At 28.8% G+C, this 21054-nt stretch carries 19 protein-coding genes; 15 read left to right on the top strand and 4 right to left on the bottom strand.

Annotated features, from left to right (window positions below):
- Positions 1-126 precede the first annotated feature (126 nt).
- The 3 genes from B3J31_RS08205 (at position 127) to ppaX (ending at position 3879) form a co-directional block, all read left to right on the top strand.
- Positions 127-2394 (top strand): VIT and VWA domain-containing protein, encoded by a 2268-nt coding sequence (locus tag B3J31_RS08205; RefSeq protein ID WP_346867220.1) that lies wholly within the window; start codon positions 127-129, stop codon positions 2392-2394.
- Positions 2395-2511: 117 nt separating this feature from the next.
- The gene (locus B3J31_RS08200; protein WP_346867221.1) at positions 2512-3243 is read left to right on the top strand and encodes a hypothetical protein; all 732 of its coding nucleotides are present in this window, start codon (positions 2512-2514) and stop codon (positions 3241-3243) included.
- A 6-nt stretch (positions 3244-3249) separates the two neighbouring features.
- Entirely contained in the window at positions 3250-3879 is a 630-nt protein-coding gene (ppaX, locus tag B3J31_RS08195) for a pyrophosphatase PpaX (RefSeq protein WP_346867222.1), read from the top strand.
- Positions 3880-4084: 205 nt separating this feature from the next.
- Here the strand turns inward: ppaX and B3J31_RS08190 are convergent, their stop codons facing one another.
- Entirely contained in the window at positions 4085-5341 is a 1257-nt protein-coding gene (locus tag B3J31_RS08190) for a D-alanyl-D-alanine carboxypeptidase family protein (protein WP_346867223.1), read from the bottom strand.
- A gap of 174 nt (positions 5342-5515) precedes the next feature.
- On the opposite strand from B3J31_RS08190, the gene B3J31_RS08185 reads away from it, so the two are divergent.
- The 3 genes from B3J31_RS08185 (at position 5516) to B3J31_RS08175 (ending at position 7194) form a co-directional block, all read left to right on the top strand.
- Positions 5516-6127 (top strand): CoA pyrophosphatase, encoded by a 612-nt coding sequence (locus B3J31_RS08185; protein WP_346867224.1) that lies wholly within the window; start codon positions 5516-5518, stop codon positions 6125-6127.
- A gap of 61 nt (positions 6128-6188) precedes the next feature.
- The gene (locus tag B3J31_RS08180) at positions 6189-6788 is read left to right on the top strand and encodes a hypothetical protein (RefSeq protein ID WP_346873855.1); all 600 of its coding nucleotides are present in this window, start codon (positions 6189-6191) and stop codon (positions 6786-6788) included.
- Positions 6789-6981: 193 nt separating this feature from the next.
- Entirely contained in the window at positions 6982-7194 is a 213-nt protein-coding gene (locus B3J31_RS08175; RefSeq protein WP_035131397.1) for a hypothetical protein, read from the top strand.
- A 142-nt stretch (positions 7195-7336) separates the two neighbouring features.
- Here B3J31_RS08175 and B3J31_RS08170 read toward each other — a convergent pair whose 3' ends face one another.
- Both B3J31_RS08170 and B3J31_RS08165 read right to left on the bottom strand, forming a co-directional pair.
- Positions 7337-7714 carry a hypothetical protein gene (locus B3J31_RS08170; protein ID WP_346867226.1) on the bottom strand — a complete coding sequence of 126 codons (378 nt, stop codon included), beginning with the start codon at positions 7712-7714 and terminating at the stop codon, positions 7337-7339.
- A 35-nt stretch (positions 7715-7749) separates the two neighbouring features.
- Positions 7750-9228, bottom strand: a complete 1479-nt coding sequence (locus tag B3J31_RS08165; RefSeq protein WP_346867227.1) for a nicotinate phosphoribosyltransferase — start codon at positions 9226-9228, stop codon at positions 7750-7752.
- 169 nt (positions 9229-9397) lie between these two features.
- Between B3J31_RS08165 and B3J31_RS08160 the strand changes: the two genes are divergently transcribed.
- The 6 genes from B3J31_RS08160 to B3J31_RS08135 all read left to right on the top strand — a co-directional run bounded on the left by B3J31_RS08160 (position 9398) and on the right by B3J31_RS08135 (position 16611).
- A complete protein-coding gene (locus B3J31_RS08160; RefSeq protein ID WP_346867228.1) occupies positions 9398-11413 on the top strand; it encodes an ATP-dependent helicase in 2016 nt (671 codons plus the stop codon).
- 166 nt (positions 11414-11579) lie between these two features.
- Positions 11580-11801 (top strand): hypothetical protein, encoded by a 222-nt coding sequence (locus B3J31_RS08155; RefSeq protein WP_346867229.1) that lies wholly within the window; start codon positions 11580-11582, stop codon positions 11799-11801.
- 114 nt (positions 11802-11915) lie between these two features.
- A complete protein-coding gene (lepB, locus tag B3J31_RS08150; RefSeq protein WP_346867230.1) occupies positions 11916-12419 on the top strand; it encodes a signal peptidase I in 504 nt (167 codons plus the stop codon).
- A 390-nt stretch (positions 12420-12809) separates the two neighbouring features.
- The gene (locus tag B3J31_RS08145) at positions 12810-13994 is read left to right on the top strand and encodes a M20 family metallopeptidase (protein ID WP_346867231.1); all 1185 of its coding nucleotides are present in this window, start codon (positions 12810-12812) and stop codon (positions 13992-13994) included.
- Between the two features lie 22 nt (positions 13995-14016).
- The gene (locus tag B3J31_RS08140) at positions 14017-14973 is read left to right on the top strand and encodes an RluA family pseudouridine synthase (RefSeq protein WP_346867232.1); all 957 of its coding nucleotides are present in this window, start codon (positions 14017-14019) and stop codon (positions 14971-14973) included.
- 12 nt (positions 14974-14985) lie between these two features.
- Positions 14986-16611 carry an oligosaccharide flippase family protein gene (locus B3J31_RS08135; protein WP_150845499.1) on the top strand — a complete coding sequence of 542 codons (1626 nt, stop codon included), beginning with the start codon at positions 14986-14988 and terminating at the stop codon, positions 16609-16611.
- A 71-nt stretch (positions 16612-16682) separates the two neighbouring features.
- Here B3J31_RS08135 and spoVB read toward each other — a convergent pair whose 3' ends face one another.
- The gene (gene spoVB / locus B3J31_RS08130) at positions 16683-18185 is read right to left on the bottom strand and encodes a stage V sporulation protein B (protein ID WP_346867233.1); all 1503 of its coding nucleotides are present in this window, start codon (positions 18183-18185) and stop codon (positions 16683-16685) included.
- 153 nt (positions 18186-18338) lie between these two features.
- On the opposite strand from spoVB, the gene B3J31_RS08125 reads away from it, so the two are divergent.
- From B3J31_RS08125 to B3J31_RS08115, 3 genes are all read left to right on the top strand, one after another.
- Complete coding sequence (locus B3J31_RS08125; protein ID WP_346867234.1) at positions 18339-19523, top strand: hypothetical protein; 1185 nt, start codon at positions 18339-18341, stop codon at positions 19521-19523.
- A gap of 136 nt (positions 19524-19659) precedes the next feature.
- Positions 19660-20376 carry a zinc dependent phospholipase C family protein gene (locus B3J31_RS08120; RefSeq protein WP_035131377.1) on the top strand — a complete coding sequence of 239 codons (717 nt, stop codon included), beginning with the start codon at positions 19660-19662 and terminating at the stop codon, positions 20374-20376.
- A 172-nt stretch (positions 20377-20548) separates the two neighbouring features.
- Positions 20549-21052: a hypothetical protein gene (locus tag B3J31_RS08115; RefSeq protein WP_346867235.1), complete on the top strand. Its 504-nt coding sequence runs from the start codon at positions 20549-20551 to the stop codon at positions 21050-21052.
- Positions 21053-21054 lie beyond the last annotated feature (2 nt).

Genomic DNA, 21054 nt, shown 5'->3' with positions numbered 1-21054 from the left:
TAATTTATAGAAACTTTTATATTAAACTATATGACTATGGCTAAGTCCCTAGATAATAATTTATCCTTCAGAGGGAGGAAAAACTCATTCTGAAGGAAAGGTAGATAACATAAAAGGAGTGAGGTTATGGAATATGAAAAGTTACAGAACAATATTTCTAAGGGAGAAATATTGTTAAAAAAGGTAGATATAGATGGCAATATTTGTGGAGAGTTTGTTGAATTTACAATTAGCCATGTTTATGAAAATATTGGTGAAGATGATGTAAAAGGAATTTATACCTTCCCTATACCAGATACTGCTGTAATTTCAGGTTTCGAAGCTAATATAGGTGGCAGTGTTATAAAAGGAAAAGTAGAAGATAAAAAAGAAATAGAGAAAATTTATGAAAATATTGGAGAAGATTCAGGAAGTAAACTTATATTAGAAGAACTAAATAACAACTATTTTAAAATGTCAATTGGAACAATTTTAAAAGGTGAAACTGTAGTTATAAAGATTTCTTATATTGAAGAGCTAGTATATGAACATTCCAAACTTAAGTTAATTATACCTAAGATTGTACTTCCAGAAAATCCATATAATGAGGAACAAAGCCAACAAGAAGACTATAAATTATCTTTAAATTTATTAGTAGAGACCTTTGAAAGTGCTAAATTTTCTTGTAATACCCATAAAATTCAGGTGGAAGAAGAAGAGGATGATGAGAGTAATTTATACAAAATAACTCTTCAAGGTGAAGAGCAAATCCTGGATAGTGCTATGTCAATTTATTTAGAGGAAAATTCCAGTGAAACTAGTGGAATTATATATGAGAATTATAGCGAAGACAATGGAATTGTATATTTGAGATTTCTACCTGAAATTGAAGAGGATGTAGAAGAGAAAAATGGAAACTATATATTCCTTATAGACATATCAGAATCCATGGAAGGAGATAAGTTAAAGGAGGCTAAAACTGCTTTACACTTATGTCTTAGAAATTTATATAAAGGTGATACCTTTAACATAGTTGCTATGGGTGACACCCTAAAGCATTTTTCAGAGAGTAGAAGAGTTGAATTTAATGATGAAAATTTAAAGGAAGCATCTAAGTGGATAGATAAGTTAGCTTGTGAAAATGATGCTAATATATTTGATGGAATAAAATATGCCTTTTTAAATGAAGATAAGGGAGAAGAAAATACTATCATTTTATTTACTGATGACGTAGTGGATGATGAGAAAGATATCCTTGATTATGTAGAAAAAACTTGTGTAGGAAGCAGAATTTTCCCTTTTGGAATAGATGCCTCTGTTAATACCTATTTCATCAATAAAATAGCAAGAATTACCTTCGGAAAAGCAGAATTTATTAATAGAAGTATTAGAATAGAGGATGTAATCTTAAATCAGTTCAATAGAATAAGAGGACTACAAATAACAGATATTGAAATTGATTGGGGTGGAATGAAGGTTGAGAAAACTTACCCTAGAACCATAGAATATATGTATGATGGAGAACCATTTTCAATATTTGCTAAGATAGATGGGGATCTAGAAGGTATTGTTACTCTTAATGGCATGGTTGGAGATAGAAGAATACAACGAAGAATAGTTCTAACTAAATTAGACTTAGAGGTTAATGCAAATTTAATTGAAAAGGTTTGGTATAAGAAAAGAATAGAATCTTTAGAGAATAGAATCGTCTATGAACGTGGAGAAGTTCATGAGGCTATGAAAAATAAGATTATAGAGTTATCTACTGACATTGGAATTATAAGTGATGAAACATCCTTTATTTTAATAGAAGAAATTTATGAACCTGTACTGGGAGGAGTTATGAGAAAATTCTTACCAGTTAACATAGATTTCAATAAGGGTGATACTAATATAATTTCTCCGAAGTTCTACTATAGTCAAAGTCTAGATGAATTGCAGTTAGAAAATTTAATGGATGAGGGTATAGATAAATCAGAGTTCTTACGTGTGCTAGCAACACAACAATTAGCAAGTGGTGCCTTTGGTAAATCTGTAGAGGATACTAAAATAGATAAGGTTATATATACTGCTAGAAGTATAGTAGCTTTTACTCACCACGGTGAAGGTATAGAAATATATAAAAATCTACTAACTAAAGCTGTAGTATATCTTGTGGAAAATTATGAAGAATTTGTTGAGAATGAAGATGTACTAATTTTGACATATGTTGCTCTTAAATCTTTTGCAGATAAGGTAATAGTTAAAGATAATAAAAAGACAAGGCTTTTAAATGCAATAAATTCCTTAGAAAGTCATATTGAAGAATTAAATATTGATATAAGTAAGATTAATGAGGAAATATTAAGAAGTATAGAAGGTGCAAAAGAAAAAGATCAATTAAGCAGACTTATATATAAATCAATAAAATATTAAGTTAGTCTGTGTTAAAATGCTCTAAATATTAGATAAGCGCTGAGCATGTAATATAATTATAATGCATGCTCAGCATTTTTATAGAAAAATCTATTTAAGGAAGGTAGTACATACTTAATGATTGACACTAAAGTTTACAAAAATAATAAAGTGAATATGAGAGATTTTATAAAGAAAAATTTTTGCAGAAGACATAAAATTAATGTGCTAAATTCTCTAGATATTTTGACATTAGAAAACATTTCTAACCTTATAGATATATACGATGGTTATGTATTAAAGGGTTATTTAGTTAATGCTATACCAAAGGGTATTAAAGTATCCTTATCCAATAGGATGACTTCAAGTGGTGGAAAGACTATCTTTTCAAAAAGAGGAAGAGAATGTACCTATGAGATTAGAATAAGTAATAGAGTCATAAAAGAATATATAGAAGATAATAGAAGTAAAGTTGTATGTGGAATAGAAGCTAAGGATGCACTAGAAGCTCTTATGCTTATTTTAGAGCATGAGCTTTGCCATGTCATAGAATTTAGTGAGTATGGAAGCTCTAATTGTAAAGGTGAAAGATTTAAGAATCTAGCCTTTAATTTATTTGGACATACAAGTAGTTATCATGAAATATTAAAGAGTAAAGATGCCTTAAATAAGACCATAAATAACTCATTTGTTAAAGGACAAGTTGTTCAATTTAAATACAAAGGTATATTGTATGAAGGAATAATTAGCAATATTAATAAAAGAGCTACAGTGATGGTGAAGGATTTAAAGGGTGAATATAGAGATAACCATGGATTTAGTTATTCAAAGTGGTACGTACCACTAAAATTACTTATAGATAAGGAGTAGAAAGATATGATTAAAGCAATACTGTTTGACCTAGATGGTACAATAATAGATACCAATGAATTAATATTAACTTCCTTTAATTATGTATTAAATAATTATTTAGGATTAAATATAGGAAAGGAAGAAATTGTAGAATCCTTTGGTATACCACTTAAAGATGTATTGAGTGAATATGATAAAGAGAGAGCTGATGAATTAGTTGATGAATACATAAGATACTGTCTTAATTGCCATGATAAATACATAAAATCTTATGATCACGTGGAAGATGGACTACTAAAGCTAAAAGATAAGGGACTAAAATTAGCAATAGTTACATCTAAAAAAAGGGGAACGGCTTTAAGAGGACTTAATTGTTTTGAATTAGAGAAATATTTTGATGTAATAATTACTCCAGAAGATAGTAGGAAACATAAGCCAGATGGTGAACCAGTGTTAAAAGCTTGTGAAGTCTTAAAAGTTAACCCTAGTGAAACTATAATGGTAGGAGATAGCCATAATGATATATTATGCGGAAAGAATGCAGGAGCAAAAACTTGCCTAGTAAATTATACTGCATTAAACATAGAAAAGATTAAAGCACATAATCCTGATTATATAATAGATAAAATTGAAGACATTATAAAGTTTATTTAGTATTTTAGGTGTTTACCGCAAAAAATAATCATAAGTATCATTGTCATAATTGAGTATGATAAAATAAAAAAGTGTAAAATTTAAATTTAACTTATAACATATATAAATTTAATTAGAAATAGAAAAACATACCCTATATAACATTACAAATATTTACATATAAAAGATTCCCTATGATTAATACTAAAATAGGGAATCTTTAAAACTATCTATATATACGATTTCTTTTTTTTCTGCGTTTTTTGTTTATTTTAGATATTATTAGTATTACTAAAGATGCTATTACTATTAATACTAATAGAGCTAATACATAATATAGGATATTGCTTTTTATTATATCCATATTAGATAGTCCAGAATATATATCATATTGTTTTTTATATCCCTTTATATTAACAGTAGCTTTACCAATAGATTTATCTTTACTTAAAGTCCAAATATTTATCTTACCTACTTCAGCATTAAATTCCGGTTCTAAGTCTGTTGGATATAATGAAATATCCTCATGAATAGTAACTGGAACTTTAATTGCTTTTTTAGGTCCTATAAGAGGTAAAATTTTATATTCCATAGTAACTTCTGAAATTTCAGTGTTCTTAGCTTTGAAGACTTCTTTTTCTGCATTAAAGCCATAATTGGCTAGGTTTGTAGTATCTTCAAAAACCTGAGTGTCTACTGGGAAATTATAATCAGAACCTAATACTACTGTTGCTAAAGTATGTCCATTCCTTTCATATAAAGCTGCTAAGCATCTTCCAGACTTTTCTGTATAACCAGTTTTTCCACCAATGTTTCCATCTACACCTATAAGTTTATTTCTATTTTCAACTATTGATGAAGGTCCATTAGTAGATTTTACTTCTGATTCCTTTTTAGACATAGTTTCTCTAATCCACTCATTACTGTAAACTGCATTTAATAATAGGGATAAATCATATGCTGTAGTATAGTGATCATCAGTGTTATCATCAAGGCCATTAGGTGTTACAAAATTAGTATTGGTCATACCTAAAGCTTTAGCTTTTTCATTCATCATTGTAATGAACTTTTCCTTTGTTCCACCAACATTTTCAGCAACCATATAAGCAATATCATTACCTGAATAAAGAAGTAGTATGTCCATAGCATCTTTACCGGTAAATGTATCTCCAGGTGTTACTGGATGAACATTAAGTCCATAAGAATAAGGATCTTCTTCTAAGGCTGCAGCTGGATAAGTAAGTAAATCGGTTTTACTTTTATTTTCAGCTAATAGTAAAGCAGTCATCAGCTTAGTAATACTGGCTGGTTGTTTCTTTTCATCGATATTTTTAGAATAGATTATTTCCTTTGTTTCTAAGTCCATAACAATAGCAGAAGTACCAACGATTTCAGGTTGAGTTTCTGCAATGGCTATAGTTGAGAAAGAAAAGGTAAATACTAAAGTAAAAAATACCCATAATGATAAAATTCTCTTTTTCACAAGTCATCTCTCCAATTTTATATTTTAGAATTAAATAAGTCCTATCTAGTATAACATTTACTGTAATTTTCAACAAGGACAAAGAAAAAATATGTTATTAATAATATGTTATATTTTTATTATCTAATATTGTGGTATGCTATATATAAGATATTTAGAAGGAGCAGTGAACTGATGACAAATATAAATATTGATAGAATAAATGATATTTTTAAAGATAGGGAGTCCATATCTATACAATCTATGAAAAAAGCAGCAGTGATGATTCTTTTACAGGTTATAGACGATGAGGTTTATATAATTTTTCAAGTTAGAGCTAAAAAGTTAAATAGTCAGCCTGGAGATGTTTGTCTACCTGGTGGAAAGGTTGAAGAAGGAGAGTCTTTTAGAGATGCTGCAATAAGAGAAACCATGGAAGAGATGAATATTAAAAAAGAAGATTTTGAAGTTATTGGTGAAATGGATTATTTCTTATCACCATACCATATGATAATGCGTCCCTATATTGCTAAACTTAATACAAATAATATTAAGTTTAATACAAGTGAAGTTGATCATATATTTAAGGTACCAATAAAATTTTTTATTGATACAGAACCATTACTATATAAAATGGATATTGGCCCAATAAATCAAGATGGATTTCCCTTTCATTTAATAAACGGAGGTAAGGATTATAAATTTTCAAAGGGGGTATTAGATGAATATTTTTATCAGTGGAATAATTATGTAATTTGGGGTTTTACAGCTCATATTATAAAATCTTTCATTGATATCATAAAATAGTAATTCCATCCATATAAATAAGTAAAGAAAATATTTAACTGCCTTAGGAGGTGTAATATGTATGGTAAATAGTACTTCTGTAAACATATTAATACAAGATATGATGAATAAACTTGAGGAAATTGGTATTCACAGTATTCTTGTCAGATCTAAGGAAGAAGCTAAAAATTTTATTATGTATCATATAGATATTGGAACTCAAGTAAGAATAGATGATTGTTTAGAGTTAAATGATTTAAACTTAGAAAAAGCTGTCATAGAAAAAGGTGGTACCATATTAAACAAGGAAGTAGGGGATTTAGATTTCAAAGAGGGCAAAAAAAGACCCTCAACTATATCCGAACTAGATTTATATGGTTGTAGCCACTTATTGGACGAGTTTACTGAATTTTCTCATTATATCACTGACAATGAAGATTTGTTAAGTTGTATTTATGGAATAAAAAAAATAGCAGTCATTAATATAGGCTTAAATAATAAGATTCCTAATGAGCTACTTCCTATATATGAAAAAATAATGAATATTGATAGTGAAAAGATTATTAACCTTAAAAATCATATATCAAAAAAAGAAGATAATAGTTTGAATATCCATAATACTCAAAGAAATATAGGACATAAAAATATAAGTATTGACATAAGTGTAGTTTTCATAGGATAAATTTATATATATATTTTAGTAATTGTAGTACAACTCCATCATTTTTTAAAATATTATAATTATATTTTAAATATATTCGAAAATTCTTAAATATAGAAAACCTCTCAATAAATCCACTAAAAATACTTTATTTTGTGAAAATTCTCATTTATAATTTAGGGTATTAAATGTGTATTTATTGGGGGTGGTATGCTTGGTTAAGTGTGATTTTTTATCAACTTATGATGAGTATGTAGAGTGTTCAAAGGACTGTGCCCTTTATAATTGGGCTGAAAATAATAATAAGTGCCCCTTTAAAGAGCTTAGCAGCAAGGGGAGCAAAATAAAAAATCTCTATGATTATGATTTGTACAAGGAGGATAAGTCGTTACCTATATCTCTTTTATACAAAGACAGCTACTTATAATTAAATTGTTTTTAATATGGATTTTTTATAACATAATATCTATATTAAACTCCAACCAAATTAAACTAATCCAAGTGTGTTATTTAGTATATTTCAATAAACATATAAATCTCCCAGCCTAGGCTAGGAGATTTTTTATTAACTATTTTGATTTCATGCTACACCCTGAACATGATGTGCAATCCTTTGACTTTGATCCACATCCACCACAGCCCTTAGATTTATTAGTAAGCGAAGGTGTTGCCTTTAGGTAGAGAGAATCTTTCTTCAGTACAATAATTATTTCATTAAAGTTACTAGACAAATCTTCACTATAAGCAATATTTAACCCCTGTATATCTTCAATAACATTGTAGTTAATGGTATTATCTAAAATTATATCAACCTTAGAATTTTTACAACATCCACCATTTTCAGGTTCCTTTAATGCTATACAATCATATTCATCATGAAATTCCAGTAGTTTAACAATAAAATCAAAGGCATCATTAGAAATTTTTATTTTAAGTTTCTTATTCAATAGATATCATACCCTTCATAGATAGTATATTGATATTATTCTTCATATATTGAAGAGTATTCGTGTAATAATGATTCTTTTAAATTCCATAAGTTTTTAGATAAGTCTACATAGTATTGATGAGGATTTTGTAATCTTCTTATCTCTGACCATAGACTAGCTTTTTCCTTACCACAAAATTCCCTTATCTCCATTACAGAAGGACTTTCATAAGTACATTTACCCTTATCAAATATTTGTACCCTGAGATTTTTTATATTATAATTTTTAATTCTTTTTTTCTTCCAAGTGTAGTTAGGATCAAACAACTGCAAAGGCTTATTATTATCAAAATTCTCATCATTTAAAGCAATTAAATCTGCAATAGCTTTATTTGTTTTCTTATCATAAACTCTATAAAGAGATTTAAACCCTGGATTTGTGATTTTTTCTACATTTTCACTTATCTTAATTTTAGGGATAATGGTTCCATTTTTTTCAATGGCAACAAGCTTATAAACACCACCAAATACAGGCTCACTTCTCGCAGTGATCAATCTTTCACCAACTCCAAAACTATCTATTTTAGCACCATTTTCAAGAACAGCTTTAATTATAAATTCATCTAAAGAGTTAGAAATTGTTATTTTTACATCCTCATAGCCAGCTTCATCTAGCATTTTTCTAGTTTCCATAGAAAGATATGCAATATCACCACTATCTATTCTTACAGCCTTAGGTCTTTTACCCATAGGTTTTAAGATTTCATCAAAAACCTTAATAGCATTTGGAATACCAGATTTTAGAACGTTATATGTATCTACTAAAAGTACAGTATTATCTGGATAAGTTTTAGCCCATGCTGCAAAAGCTTCATATTCACTATCAAAAAGCTGAATCCAAGAGTGAGCCATAGTTCCAGTTACAGGTACATTGAATAATTCATCTGCCATAGTACAAGCAGTAGCATTACATCCACCAATAATTGCAGCCCTAGCTCCATACAATGCACCATCATAGCCTTGAGCTCGTCTAGAACCAAACTCCATTACAGGTCTACCACTAGCAGCTTCACAAATTCTTGCAGCTTTAGTAGCAATTAGAGTTTGATGATTTATTGTTAGTAGTATCATAGTTTCTATAAACTGAGCTTCCATTACTGGACCCCTTACAGTTACAAGTGGTTCATTAGGGAATACTGGGGTACCTTCTGGAATAGCCCATACATCACAACTAAACTTAAAGTTAGCTAAATAATTTAAAAATTCTTCACTAAATAAGGCTTTACTCCTTAGATATTCTATATCTTCATCAGTAAATTTAAGATTAGTTAAATATTCAATTAATTGTTGAACTCCTGCCATTATGCAGTAGCCACCACCATCAGGAATTTTCCTAAAAAACATGTCAAAATAAGCTATGGTATCATCTGCTTCAGTATTTAAATAACCATTAGCCATTGTAAGCTCATAAAAATCTACTAACATGGTAAGATTTCTTTGGCTTCTTAGGTCAAGTCTAGTAATTGTATCCATTTTTAGTTCTCCTCACTTATATAAACCATAAATTTTTATAAAATCTCCATAGGTTAACATTTACATCCTATATATCGTACCATAAGAAAACTTTCATTTCTATAGTATATGGACAAATAATATGGTAATATTATTAAATTGAAAGTATGTAAAAGGAAAGATTTATATTATGATAAGAAACAAAAATAACACTTTAAGTGAAGAACAGTTAACAGCCATTAACTGTACAAATGAAAATATAATAGTCAGTGCAGGTCCTGGAAGTGGGAAAACTGTAGTTATTGTAAATAGAGTTTATGAGCTTATAAATCATAAAAACATATCCCCTAAAAATATAGTTATAATAACCTTCACCAAGGCAGCAGCAACTAATATGAGAAATAGGTTCCTAGCCATAGATAAAAATAAGGTAAGTCCTTTCTTTGGAACCTTTCATGGACTTTGCTATAAAATACTAAAGTCCTATTATGGAGAAATTAATATAATAGAGCCCTTTGAAAGTTATAGAGTAGTAAAAAACTTTTTAACTGCCTATGTGGAGGATGTTAGTGAAGATAGAGTTAAGGAATATGTAAATGCCATATCCATCTATAAGTGCAAGGGAGAATATAATAGAGATGGAAATAATCAAATCGATAAAGAGCTTTTAAAAAACTGTGTAAATTTCTATGAATCTTATAAAAAGGAAAAATCCCTCCTTGACTTTGAAGATCTACAGTTAATGTGTAGAGATTTATTTATTAAGAATAGCTCCATATTAAATTCATATCAAAATCAATTTAAACATATATTAGTTGATGAATTTCAAGATAGTGATGATGTACAAGTGGACATATTAAAGCTTTTAAATAAGGATAATAACTTATTTGTAGTAGGGGATGAGGACCAATGCATCTATAGTTTTAGAGGAGCTAATCCATCCTATATAGTAAACTTTAAAGATATATTTAAAGAAGGTAAAACCTTATATCTATCTACAAATTATAGGTCAAAGCAGAATATAGTAAGATTATCAATGAAGTCTATAAAAAATAATAAGATTAGAACCTCAAAGGATATCAGAGCCAATAAAACTGATGATGGAATAATAAAGGCTCAAGGGGTTCGTGATGAAACAGCTCAAGGTACATATATAAGTGATTATATTCTCAAGGTAAAAGAAAGTGATGATAATAACTTTAATAACTTTGCAGTGCTTTATAGAACTAATATAGAAAGTAGAAGTATAATTGATAGTTTTATTAGAAAGAAAATTCCCTTTACCTTACTAGATAGACAATATAATTTTTTCTCTCACTTCATATGCCAAGACATATTAGCTTATCTAAAGTTAAGCATATATCCTCTAAACATGGATAGCTTTACTAGAATAATAAATAAACCCTATAGGTATATAAGTAAAAATAGTATAGAAGAATTAAAAAAGAACAATGGCTTAGGCAGTATCTTTACTAAATTAAAAAACTTAGATAGTACTCCAGTGTTTCAATTAAAAATATTAGATAAACTTGAAAGGGATATTTCTAGCTTAAATAGAATTTCACTATCTTCTGCCGTAGAATTTATTATAGGAGACTTAATGTATCATAAACATCTAGTGGAATATGCACAGAAATATAAATTTTCCATAGAAGATCTAGAAAATGTGTTAAATGAGTTTAAAGAAAGCGTGAAGGGATTTAAAACTATTAAAGACTTCTTAGAACATGTAAATACTGTAGAAGAGGAAACAAAGAAAGCTAGCTCTAGAAATAAGGATAAAAATGAAGGCGTAATTCTTAGTACTATTCACGGTGTTAAAGGAATGGAATTTGATACGGTATTTATGATTAACACAGTAGATGGAGCTATTCCCTATAAAAATAATGATATAGAGGAAGAGAGAAGATTATTCTATGTAGGCGTTACTAGAGCTATTAACAACTTAATATTTCTTTTCCCCCAATTTATAAGAGGTGAAAAGAAAAATAAATCTCAATTTCTATGTGAGTGCCAGTTAGAAGAAGAGATACTAGAAAGAGTTAAATTTAAGGTTGGAACAACTGTAACCCATAACTTCTATGGAACAGGTACAATAACAGCCTTAGAAGAAAGTAATATCTCTATTAAATTCTCTGATTTGGAGAGAAAATTTGACTTTGATGTCCTTGTAACCAATGGGCTTATAGAGGTTTTTGAAGAGTAGTTCATCCTTTTCTAGGGTATATAGACATAGTTTAGTGAAATAAATATATTATAGTAACAATACATATATTTGTAATTTTATGTATCATATATATGCTTTTAGGAATTTCTGTATATTTTATATATTTTACATGATAAAATATATAAAATATATTAGGAGGGGTATTATGAACAAAGAAAGTAATAAATCTTTAACATTTCTTCATACCTTTATACTTGCTATTATATCTTCTACTATAGCAACTATAATAATTAAGGTTATCAAAGATATAAGTAAATTTCAGAAGAATGACACAATTATAACTTATATAGTCACAATTATAACATTTGTTATTATATTTCAGATTGATAGAGTTATCGTAAATAACATTAAACAAAATAATAATTAAATATATAAAAATTAAAGCTTTACCATTTGTTAATCCTTAATTTTTATATTAAACCTACCGAGAGACATATTAATCTATTGATGATGATTGTACTATTAAGGAGTGATATATTATATGAAAAAAGATTATAAGGATTACCTAAAGATATTTCTTGTATTTGTTTTAGTAATTATGATAAGAGTCTTTGTCATTGATATAATAACAGTAGAAGGAATATCAATGTACCCAACATTAAATAAATCTCATGATAAGGTTATATTAGAAAAATACAAACAATTTACTGATGATTATGATAGAGGTGATATTGTAGTTGTAAAATTGGAGAACAGAAATATTATTAAGAGAGTAATCGGATTGCCTAATGAATCAATCGAGATTAAGAATAGTGATGTATATATAAATGGTGAACTATTTGAAGAACCTTATTTAGATGATAGTGTAAAAACATATCCTGATATGACTATTAAAATACCTAGTGATTCTATATTTGTCATGGGAGATAATAGAGAATATAGTTTAGATAGCAGAAGTATTGGAGCTATTAAAATAGATGATATTATGGGTAAGAGTGTTTATAGATTTAATTTAAAGAAAAGGCTATTTAATGACTTAAATTAAACCTTTTTAAAAACTTAATATACCCCAAAGCCTGACTATGAGTACAACTAGTTAACTAGTTAAATAGTTCTATAGTTTAATATTAGTATAGGTATATATTTAACTAGTTTCCTAGTGATAATTATACATAGGCATATATATAATGTTACATATATTCATAGTTATAGACTATAAGAAGGATTGCAAATTAATTGACATATATTGTAGAGAATGACCCGTGATATTTTACTTAGCTGAAACATATTTTACTATAATATTGAAAGGAAAGCTTTTCTGTTATATAATGGTTTGAAGTACAATATAGTTAAGACTTCTCTTAAATAGACTTCAAGTCTATTATTTTTTTGTATATTTGTATATAATATATAATTATCAGTAAGGAGGTTTCAGATGAACTTTATCCATGAAGCTAAACAAATAAGTGAAGAATTAATTTATATAAGAAGAGAATTTCATGAAAATCCAGAGTTAGATTTTGATTTATATAAAACTTCTGATAGAATAAAAAATTTCTTGAGGAATGAGAATATAGAATTTTATTCTTGCGCAGGTACAGGTGTTGTAGCTACTATATATGGAGAAGCAGATAGTAGTAATGGAAAAACTATAGCTATAAGATGTGATATGGATGCACTACCTCTCCATGAAAAAAATAGTCACTGCTATATTTCTAAGATGGATGGAAAAATGCATGCCTGTGGCCATGATGCTCATATGACAATGGTACTTGGAGCAGCTAAACTTTTAAATAACCATAGAAAAGAGTTAAAAGGAAACGTAAAGTTTATTTTTGAACCTGCTGAAGAAACTACTGGTGGAGCTAAGATTATGATAGAAGAAGGAGCATTAGAAGCTCCTCATGTGGATGCAATAATTGGATGTCATGTAGATGAAAGTCTTGAGGTGGGAACTATTGGACTTAAGGAAGGGGTAGCTTATGCTGCTTCAAATCCTTTTACCATTACTATTTGTGGTAAAAGTTCTCATGGTGCAAGTCCCCATAAAGGGATAGACCCTATAGTAATTGCATCTCAGGTTATAAATGCTTTACAGTTATTAGTAAGTAGAGAGACTAGTCCAGTATCACCAGGGGTAATAACTATAGGAACTATAAATGGAGGTACAGCAGCCAATATTATACCAGATAAGGTTACTATAACTGGTATAATTAGAACTATGAACCTAGAGGATAGGGAATACATGAAAAAAAGATTAAAAGAATTGGTAACCATGCAGGTAGAAAGTTTAAGAGGTACCTGTGAAATTACTATTGATGAGAGTTATCCATGTTTATATAATGACCATGCTATGTATAATTTATTTTATGATAATAGTGTAGCTCTATTAGGAAAAGATAAGGTAAAAATATTAAGAGAACCTACTATGGGTGTAGAAAGTTTTGCATACTTTTCCCTTAAGGTTCCAGCTATGTTTTATCAATTAGGATGTGGAAACCTTGAAAAAGGAATAATCTATCCTCTGCATAGTAGTAAATTTGATATAGACGAGGAATGTCTACAAATAGGAGTAGCAGTTCATTGTAATATGGCTGTAAACTATCTTAACAAACTATAAGAAAGAAATATTGGAGGACAATATGAATAATATACAAATAGGTTCAAATGAAGCCGGTCAAAGATGTGATAAATTCCTTAGAAAGTTACTAAAGGATGTACCTTTAAGTGCTATATATAAGGCATTTAGAAAAGGTGACATTAGAGTAAATGGTAAAAAAATAAAAGAACAATATGTTTTAGAAGAAGGAGACACCATAGAAATAAGATATATAAAGACTAGTGGTGAAAAAAAGAAATTTGAAAGAATAGAAAATAATCTTAAAATTACCTATGAAGATGAAAATATACTTATGGTAGAAAAGTGGCCTAATTTATTAGTTCATAGTGATACAAAGAATGGGGAACCAACTTTAACAGACTATGCCTTATCTTATCTCTATGACAAGGGCGATTATGAACCCGAAAAAGAAGTAACTTTTACTCCTGCTCCATGCAATAGGTTGGATAGAAATACCTCTGGAGTAGTTATATTCGGAAAAAACTTCAAATATCTAAAGGCTCTTAATGAAGCTATAAGAGAAAGAAGTATTGAAAAATACTATATGGCTCTAGTACAAGGAAGAATAAAGGACGGAACCTATACAGGATATATCTTAAAAAATGAAGATGCAAATATTTCTAAGGTATATAGGACTGAAGTTCCAAACAGTAAAGAAATTGCTATGGAAGTTAAAACTATTCAAAGTTGTGGTACTTTTTCCCTAATAGAAATTAACTTACTTACTGGAAGAAGTCATCAATTAAGAGCTCACTTATCAGAGCTAGGAAATCCTATAGTTGGAGATTCTAAATATGGAGATAAAAAGCTTAACAGCTTCTTTGTAAATAGATACGGTTTAGATTTTCAATTCCTATATGCATATAAAGTAATATTTAAATCAAACTCAGAGGAGCTTGAATATATGAAAAATAAAACTATAGCAGAATCTTTACCACCAGTATTAAAGAAGATAAAGAATGATGTGTTTAAGTTTTAATGGAGGGGTAATATGAATGACAGAACTGAGGGGGCTCAGAACTCTGTAGCTAAAGGCTTTATGGTACTCACCATATCTATGATGTCAGTAAAGGTGTTATCGGTAGTTTATACACCTTTACTTAAGCAAATTTTAGGATCAACAGGTTGGTCAGTATACTATTCTACATATACAATTTTTTCTTATATATATATTATAGCTAATGCAGGTATACCTGTAGCCATTGCAAAGTTAGTATCGGAACTTGAAGCAAAGGGAAACTATAGAGATGCAATAAAAACCTTTAGAGCATCTAGAACTTTACTTATACTCTTAGGGCTTATCCTATCCATAATTATGTTTATATGGGCAAAACCCTTAAGTCTAGCTTTTAATAGCCCTGAATCAATATTAGCAACTAGATGGCTTGCACCAGCATTATTATTTACTTCAATAATGGGTGCATACAAAGGTTATTTTCAAGGTATTGGAAATATGACTACCACTGCAGTATCCCAAGTAGGCGAACAAATTCTAAATATAATATTTAGTTTATTATTTGCTTATTTACTCATGGGAAAAGGTGTATACTATGGAGCTGCTGGAGGAACTATAGGTACAGTGGTTGGAGCTATTGGAGCATCTTTATACTTTATATTAGCATATAAAATGTATGGATCTAATCACGCCCCTAAAAAGAACAAAGCAGGGGTAAGTAGATTAAGCAATAAAACTATTATTAAATCCATATTAAAATATGCATTTCCAATAACTATAGCTTCTGCACTGCAAAACTCAGGAACTATAGTAGACTTAAAAATTGTAAAGTCTAGACTTTTATCTACAGGATTAAGTCAAGAAACTGTGAATCTTCAATGGGGATATTTAGGTCTTTACAACACTCTTATGTCAATTCCTATGGCAATTATTGGGGCTCTAGCTATTGCTCTTGTTCCTGCCATATCTAGAATCCATGCCCTAGATAATAAAAAAGGTCTTAGATTTAATATTAAATCTTCCTATAGGGTTACTTTTATGATAGCTATACCTTGTGCTGTGGGATTAGGAGTTCTATCTATGCCTATTTTAAGAATCCTAGGCTATGATAAAGAGGTATCACCCTTATTAATATGGGGAGCTTGGGTTTTAATCCTATATGCTATCACATTAGTTCAAACTTCTATTTTGCAGGGAATGGGTAAGGTAAACGTAGTAACTATATTTTCTGTAGTTGGAATTTTAGCTAAAGTTGTTGTAAATTATATATTAATAGCAATGCCTTCCTTTGGAATCCTTGGAGCTATTTGGGGTAATGCAGCCTGTTATTTAGTAATGCTTATATTATTCCAGTGGCAAATAAATGACTCTATTGACGGAAGGATACACTTGCTTCCTTGTTATATAAAACCTTTAATAGCTGGATTAGCTATGGGGATAGTAACATTTTTCTCATATAAGATATTTAATGGAGTTCTAGGATTAATTTTCGGTGGTTATATATTAAACTTATTTGCATCATTAATAAGTATAGCATTATCTGCTGGAGCCTACGGAATAGTGTTAATATCTATAGGTGGTGTTAAAAAGTCCGATTTAAATTCACTGCCAAATAAAATTACAAAACTTATACCTAAAAGAATATATAAAAAGTTAAAATAAACAGATTATTAATTTATTTTAAAATAGAACCTAGAACTTAGTATCTAAAAAACTAAGTCCTAGGTTCTATTTTATGAGCTTTTTCGTATTAAAAAACTTGATACAAAGAATAATGAAAAAGCAACTACAATGATAGTTATAATTTTAGGAATGATAAAGGTATTAGGAATTATAGAACTTATGATGGTTGTTACTAAATATACTAAAACTGTTAGTAACACTAGGATTAATATTTCCCAAATAGGAAAAGATAGCTCTATCACTTGTCCAATATAATACAGATTTATTAAAAGGCCTATAATAGAGGTTACAATTAAGGAAATTCCATATCCATAGATATTTATGCTAGGAATACCTATAAGTATAAATATTAGAACTAATTCAATCAAAGCTGTAGCAATGGAGCTTAAAAGGATAACCTTTTGTTTCCCTATACCATTTAAAATACTATAGGTACAGTAGTGACAATACATAAATGGAGCTGCAAGGGAAGCTATCTTTATAAAGCTACCTAAGTCACTTCTATCAAAGAATACTTCACCTAATAAATTAGGACATACATAGCAAATAATCACTGTAGAAACCCCTAACATAAAACAAATTTTAATTACTTCATTTACTCTAGAATTTATATTAGAAAAATCCTTTTGACTTATTTTTTTAGATATATCCGGAATTATTACTGTAGACAAAGATACAACTATAACTAATGGGAAGTACACAATAGCAAGAGCCATACCATTAAATTTACCTATTATCTCAAGGGCACCTATGTGATCAAACCCAGCTGCAACTAACCTTATGGGTACTAAAAGTGTAGATACACTTTGAAGTGCTGTAGTTAAAAAGCCATTTATAGCTAAAGGAACAGCAATAATTAGTATGTTAAATAACAATTGAAAGCTGTTATCTGGTCTTACACTATTGGTATAGGGAATCTTTTTAATACTTCTTTTATAGAAAATATAGAGAAATACGAAACTTATTATTTCACCAATAGTAAATGAAAGATAGGTTGCCGCTACTGTATTTTCGATGGTTTTAAGAGATAAATAGTAGATTACTCCTACTAATATCACCATTCTAACAGCTTTTTCTAATATATCTATAACTGAAGGGGTTATTACCTGACTTACTCCATAGAAATAACCTTTATATACGCAGGATATAGCAATAAAAACAATAGCAGGAGAAGCTATCCATAAGGAACGTATTGCTCTAGGGTCTTTAATAATATAATTACAGATTATTGGACTAAGTATAAACATAATACCTGCTATAAAAATTGACCAAAGCACTATAAAAACTAGGGAAGCATTAACAGTTTTATGTAAATCTTCAAATCTACTAGTACCCAGGTAAGCAGAAGTTTCTCTTGAAATTGCAGCAATTATTCCTCCACATACTAAACAACAAAATAAATCATATATAGGCATTATCAAACCATAAAGTCCAACTCCTTCTGGACCTAACTGTCTTGATAGTATAATAGAAAACATAAATCTCAATACACCCATGGCTAAATTAGAAAGAGTTAACACAAAGGTATCTCTATAAAAAGTATCTTTACTCATCTTTATTACCTCCAATTAATATAATAATACTTATGAAGGTAGATTAAAGATTATTCTATAACCATATATTTTTATCTTATATTTCATTTAATGTAATTTAATTAAGAATATTTAAATATATATTAGTGTAAATAATATTTAAATGGAGGAACTATGAAAAAAATAATTGGATGGATTTTGCTTATAATATTAGCTATTAGTTCTTTATTAATAGTAAAAGATAAAAATAATATATATAACATAGGGGTAAAAGACTCAGAAGTTGAGATGAAAATTAGATATAAGGGATTAAAGAATGCCATAGATTTTACTAGTAATGATAAAGGATTATATGTTGCTTTTGAAAATAAAATAATGGCTATTCCATCAACTGGAGAGCCTTATACTTTAATTGAAGACAAAAACTATAACATTACCACCCTTGAATGTAATGGAGATAAACTATACTTCCTTACTAATAATGAAATACTAAGCGTGGATATAAACAATGGAAAGTTAGAACAATGCTTATCAAACCTACCTAATAAAGGAGATTATAGTAAGGTTTTAATAAGAGGATATAAGGACTATTTATTTATTTCAATTGGAGCTGCAACTAATTCAGCTGTAGTTGGAAGTGATAACCAATGGATAGATAAAAATCCAACTGGTTATGATATATCACCTTTTAATATAGTGCTAAATAAAAATGAAAAAGGAGCCTTTGTACCACAGGGAGCTTCTAATGAAGACAACGAGGTTATAAAAGGTGAATCCATAGGCAATTCATCTCTGCTAATTTATAATATTAACACCAAAGCTATTGAAACCTATGCATGGGGAATAAGAAATATAGAGGGTCTAGATATAACTCTTGATGGTAGAATATTTGCTACCATAGGAGGCTATGAAAATAGAGGCTTAAGACCAGTAGAAAATGACAGTGATTATATCTATGAGCTAAAAAAAGGTTATTGGTATGGATTCCCAGATTTTTCTGGAGGGGATCCTCTAGATTCACCAAGATTTCAAGGTGAATCTAATATTAAAACTCCTCCATTGTTAAAAAAACATCCTATGTCACCACCTGCACCTACTTATCAACATAATGATTTAAATAGCTTAAAATGGATAGCAATAGATGATACTGGGAAAATTAATGGACAAAATACCTTGCAACTATATTTTTATGATTGTAATAAAAATAATATAATGTGTAGCGCTGTAAATGGTGTTCCAAATAAATTAATAACTTTAAAGGATAATTGCACTGTATCTAATATGAAGATTTTTAAGGATGAGCTATATATATTAGATGGTAACCATGGATTTATATTTACCTTAGCTATAAGAAAATAGGCTCCTATATATGTAATTTCCATATAAATACTACATTAAATTTAATAGATAATAAAATAATATGGTTAAATTGGAGTATAATAATATATATCTCAATAACTATTTTATTATCCTTAAAGAATCGTAGGTGTATTACATGAAGAGATTGGAAAGAACTTATAATAGAACTATGACAGCCTTTATAAAAGTTGCAAACCCTATAAAAAAGAGAATAAAAAAGACAGAATGTATAGTCCATAAATTTATAAATAAAGAAGCTCTTCGTTTATTAAAGCAGGAGGGCTATACTGAAGAATATCATTTTTTTGTTAAACATTTGTTAGATTTGAATAAAGGTGTAAAATGGGCTGATGCAGATTTAAAAAGTACTAATCATTTCTATCATCATGAGAAGGGAATCGGTCTATATGGATTTTCAAATGCTAAAGTAGAATGTGTAAAGTATTATAAGGCATCGGTGTTTTACGGTGCAAATTCTGATATGAATAAAGCCCTATTTTTATTAGGTGCTGCTTGTCATTTAGTACAAGACTCCACAGTGCCAGCTCATGCTATGAAAAACTTAAAAAAACATAAACCTCTGGAAAGTTTCATAATAGATAAAGTTATTAATGGATATAAAATTCCTTTAAAAGATCCTATAATCACTTATGGAAGTCCTGAAAAATATGTTATTGAAAATACAAAGTTTGCTGTTAAAACAGCTAAGTCCTTTGAAAGTATAAGAATCAAAGAAAATAGGTTTAACGAAATTGCAGATGTGATATTACTTAGAGCTTGCACAACAACAGCAGGATTACTCATTGATTTTTATAATACCTTAAAGATTATAGAATCTAAAAGTGAAGATTAGAACTATATATAATGTAAGAACTACCACGAAAATATATTGGTAGTTCTTTTTTAGGTTCTATAACTGTAATTTTCAACTTAACCTTATTTTTTTCTTATGTGATAGTAAAAATAAAGGAATTTACAAAATTTAAAAGAATAGTATCAATAATATAAAAATATGGAGGTGTGAAATGGAGAGCTTATTTGTAAGTTTAGAAAAAGAGGTTTTTAGAGGTAACGTATTGGATATTACTTATGGAAACCAGGGTATAATATATAAGGCTAATAAATATTATGATAATTTTATAGATGTTAATTATTTGGAGAATGCACCTTCTAAATCCTGTGATAATGAAGGGTATTATGATAGCTGTATAGTATTTTTTACCTTAAATAAAATTAAAACCCATAGACAAAAGCTAAAGCTTTTTGATAATATATATAGATTAATGAAAAATAATGGATATGTTTATATTTGGGATGTGGAAAAGGAGCCATTAAAGACATTACAAAAAAATATAAGGGTATCATTGCCTGATAAAAGTATGAAGAATTTTCAAATAAACTTACTTAACTTATTCACTGATAATACTTCATCAAAAATTATAGAGGGACTAAAGAATTATTTTGATATTGTAGAAGCAGTATCTTCCAATGGTACCTTTAGGATTGTGGGCAGAAAGAAAGGATGTTAATA

Origin of the sequence: Clostridium sp. UBA5988, assembly GCF_002435615.1 — a bacterium.
Classification (GTDB): domain Bacteria; phylum Bacillota; class Clostridia; order Clostridiales; family Clostridiaceae; genus Clostridium_J; species Clostridium_J sulfidigenes.
This window is presented reverse-complemented; position numbering and strand designations above follow the sequence as displayed.

Bases quoted from the DNA above. Each gene is read 5' to 3' on its own strand.
- B3J31_RS08200 (WP_346867221.1), top strand. From the start codon at position 2,512: ATGATTGACACTAAAGTTTACAAAAATAATAAAGTGAATATGAGAGAT.
- B3J31_RS08185 (WP_346867224.1), top strand. From the start codon at position 5,516: ATGACAAATATAAATATTGATAGAATAAATGATATTTTTAAAGATAGG.
- B3J31_RS08205 (WP_346867220.1), top strand. From the start codon at position 127: ATGGAATATGAAAAGTTACAGAACAATATTTCTAAGGGAGAAATATTG.
- B3J31_RS08145 (WP_346867231.1), top strand. From the start codon at position 12,810: ATGAACTTTATCCATGAAGCTAAACAAATAAGTGAAGAATTAATTTAT.
- B3J31_RS08155 (WP_346867229.1), top strand. From the start codon at position 11,580: ATGAACAAAGAAAGTAATAAATCTTTAACATTTCTTCATACCTTTATA.
- spoVB (WP_346867233.1), bottom strand. From the start codon at position 18,185: ATGAGTAAAGATACTTTTTATAGAGATACCTTTGTGTTAACTCTTTCT.
- B3J31_RS08120 (WP_035131377.1), top strand. From the start codon at position 19,660: ATGAAGAGATTGGAAAGAACTTATAATAGAACTATGACAGCCTTTATA.
- lepB (WP_346867230.1), top strand. From the start codon at position 11,916: ATGAAAAAAGATTATAAGGATTACCTAAAGATATTTCTTGTATTTGTT.
- B3J31_RS08180 (WP_346873855.1), top strand. From the start codon at position 6,189: ATGGTAAATAGTACTTCTGTAAACATATTAATACAAGATATGATGAAT.
- B3J31_RS08115 (WP_346867235.1), top strand. From the start codon at position 20,549: ATGGAGAGCTTATTTGTAAGTTTAGAAAAAGAGGTTTTTAGAGGTAAC.
- B3J31_RS08165 (WP_346867227.1), bottom strand. From the start codon at position 9,228: ATGGATACAATTACTAGACTTGACCTAAGAAGCCAAAGAAATCTTACC.
- B3J31_RS08140 (WP_346867232.1), top strand. From the start codon at position 14,017: ATGAATAATATACAAATAGGTTCAAATGAAGCCGGTCAAAGATGTGAT.
- ppaX (WP_346867222.1), top strand. From the start codon at position 3,250: ATGATTAAAGCAATACTGTTTGACCTAGATGGTACAATAATAGATACC.
- B3J31_RS08135 (WP_150845499.1), top strand. From the start codon at position 14,986: ATGAATGACAGAACTGAGGGGGCTCAGAACTCTGTAGCTAAAGGCTTT.
- B3J31_RS08125 (WP_346867234.1), top strand. From the start codon at position 18,339: ATGAAAAAAATAATTGGATGGATTTTGCTTATAATATTAGCTATTAGT.
- B3J31_RS08160 (WP_346867228.1), top strand. From the start codon at position 9,398: ATGATAAGAAACAAAAATAACACTTTAAGTGAAGAACAGTTAACAGCC.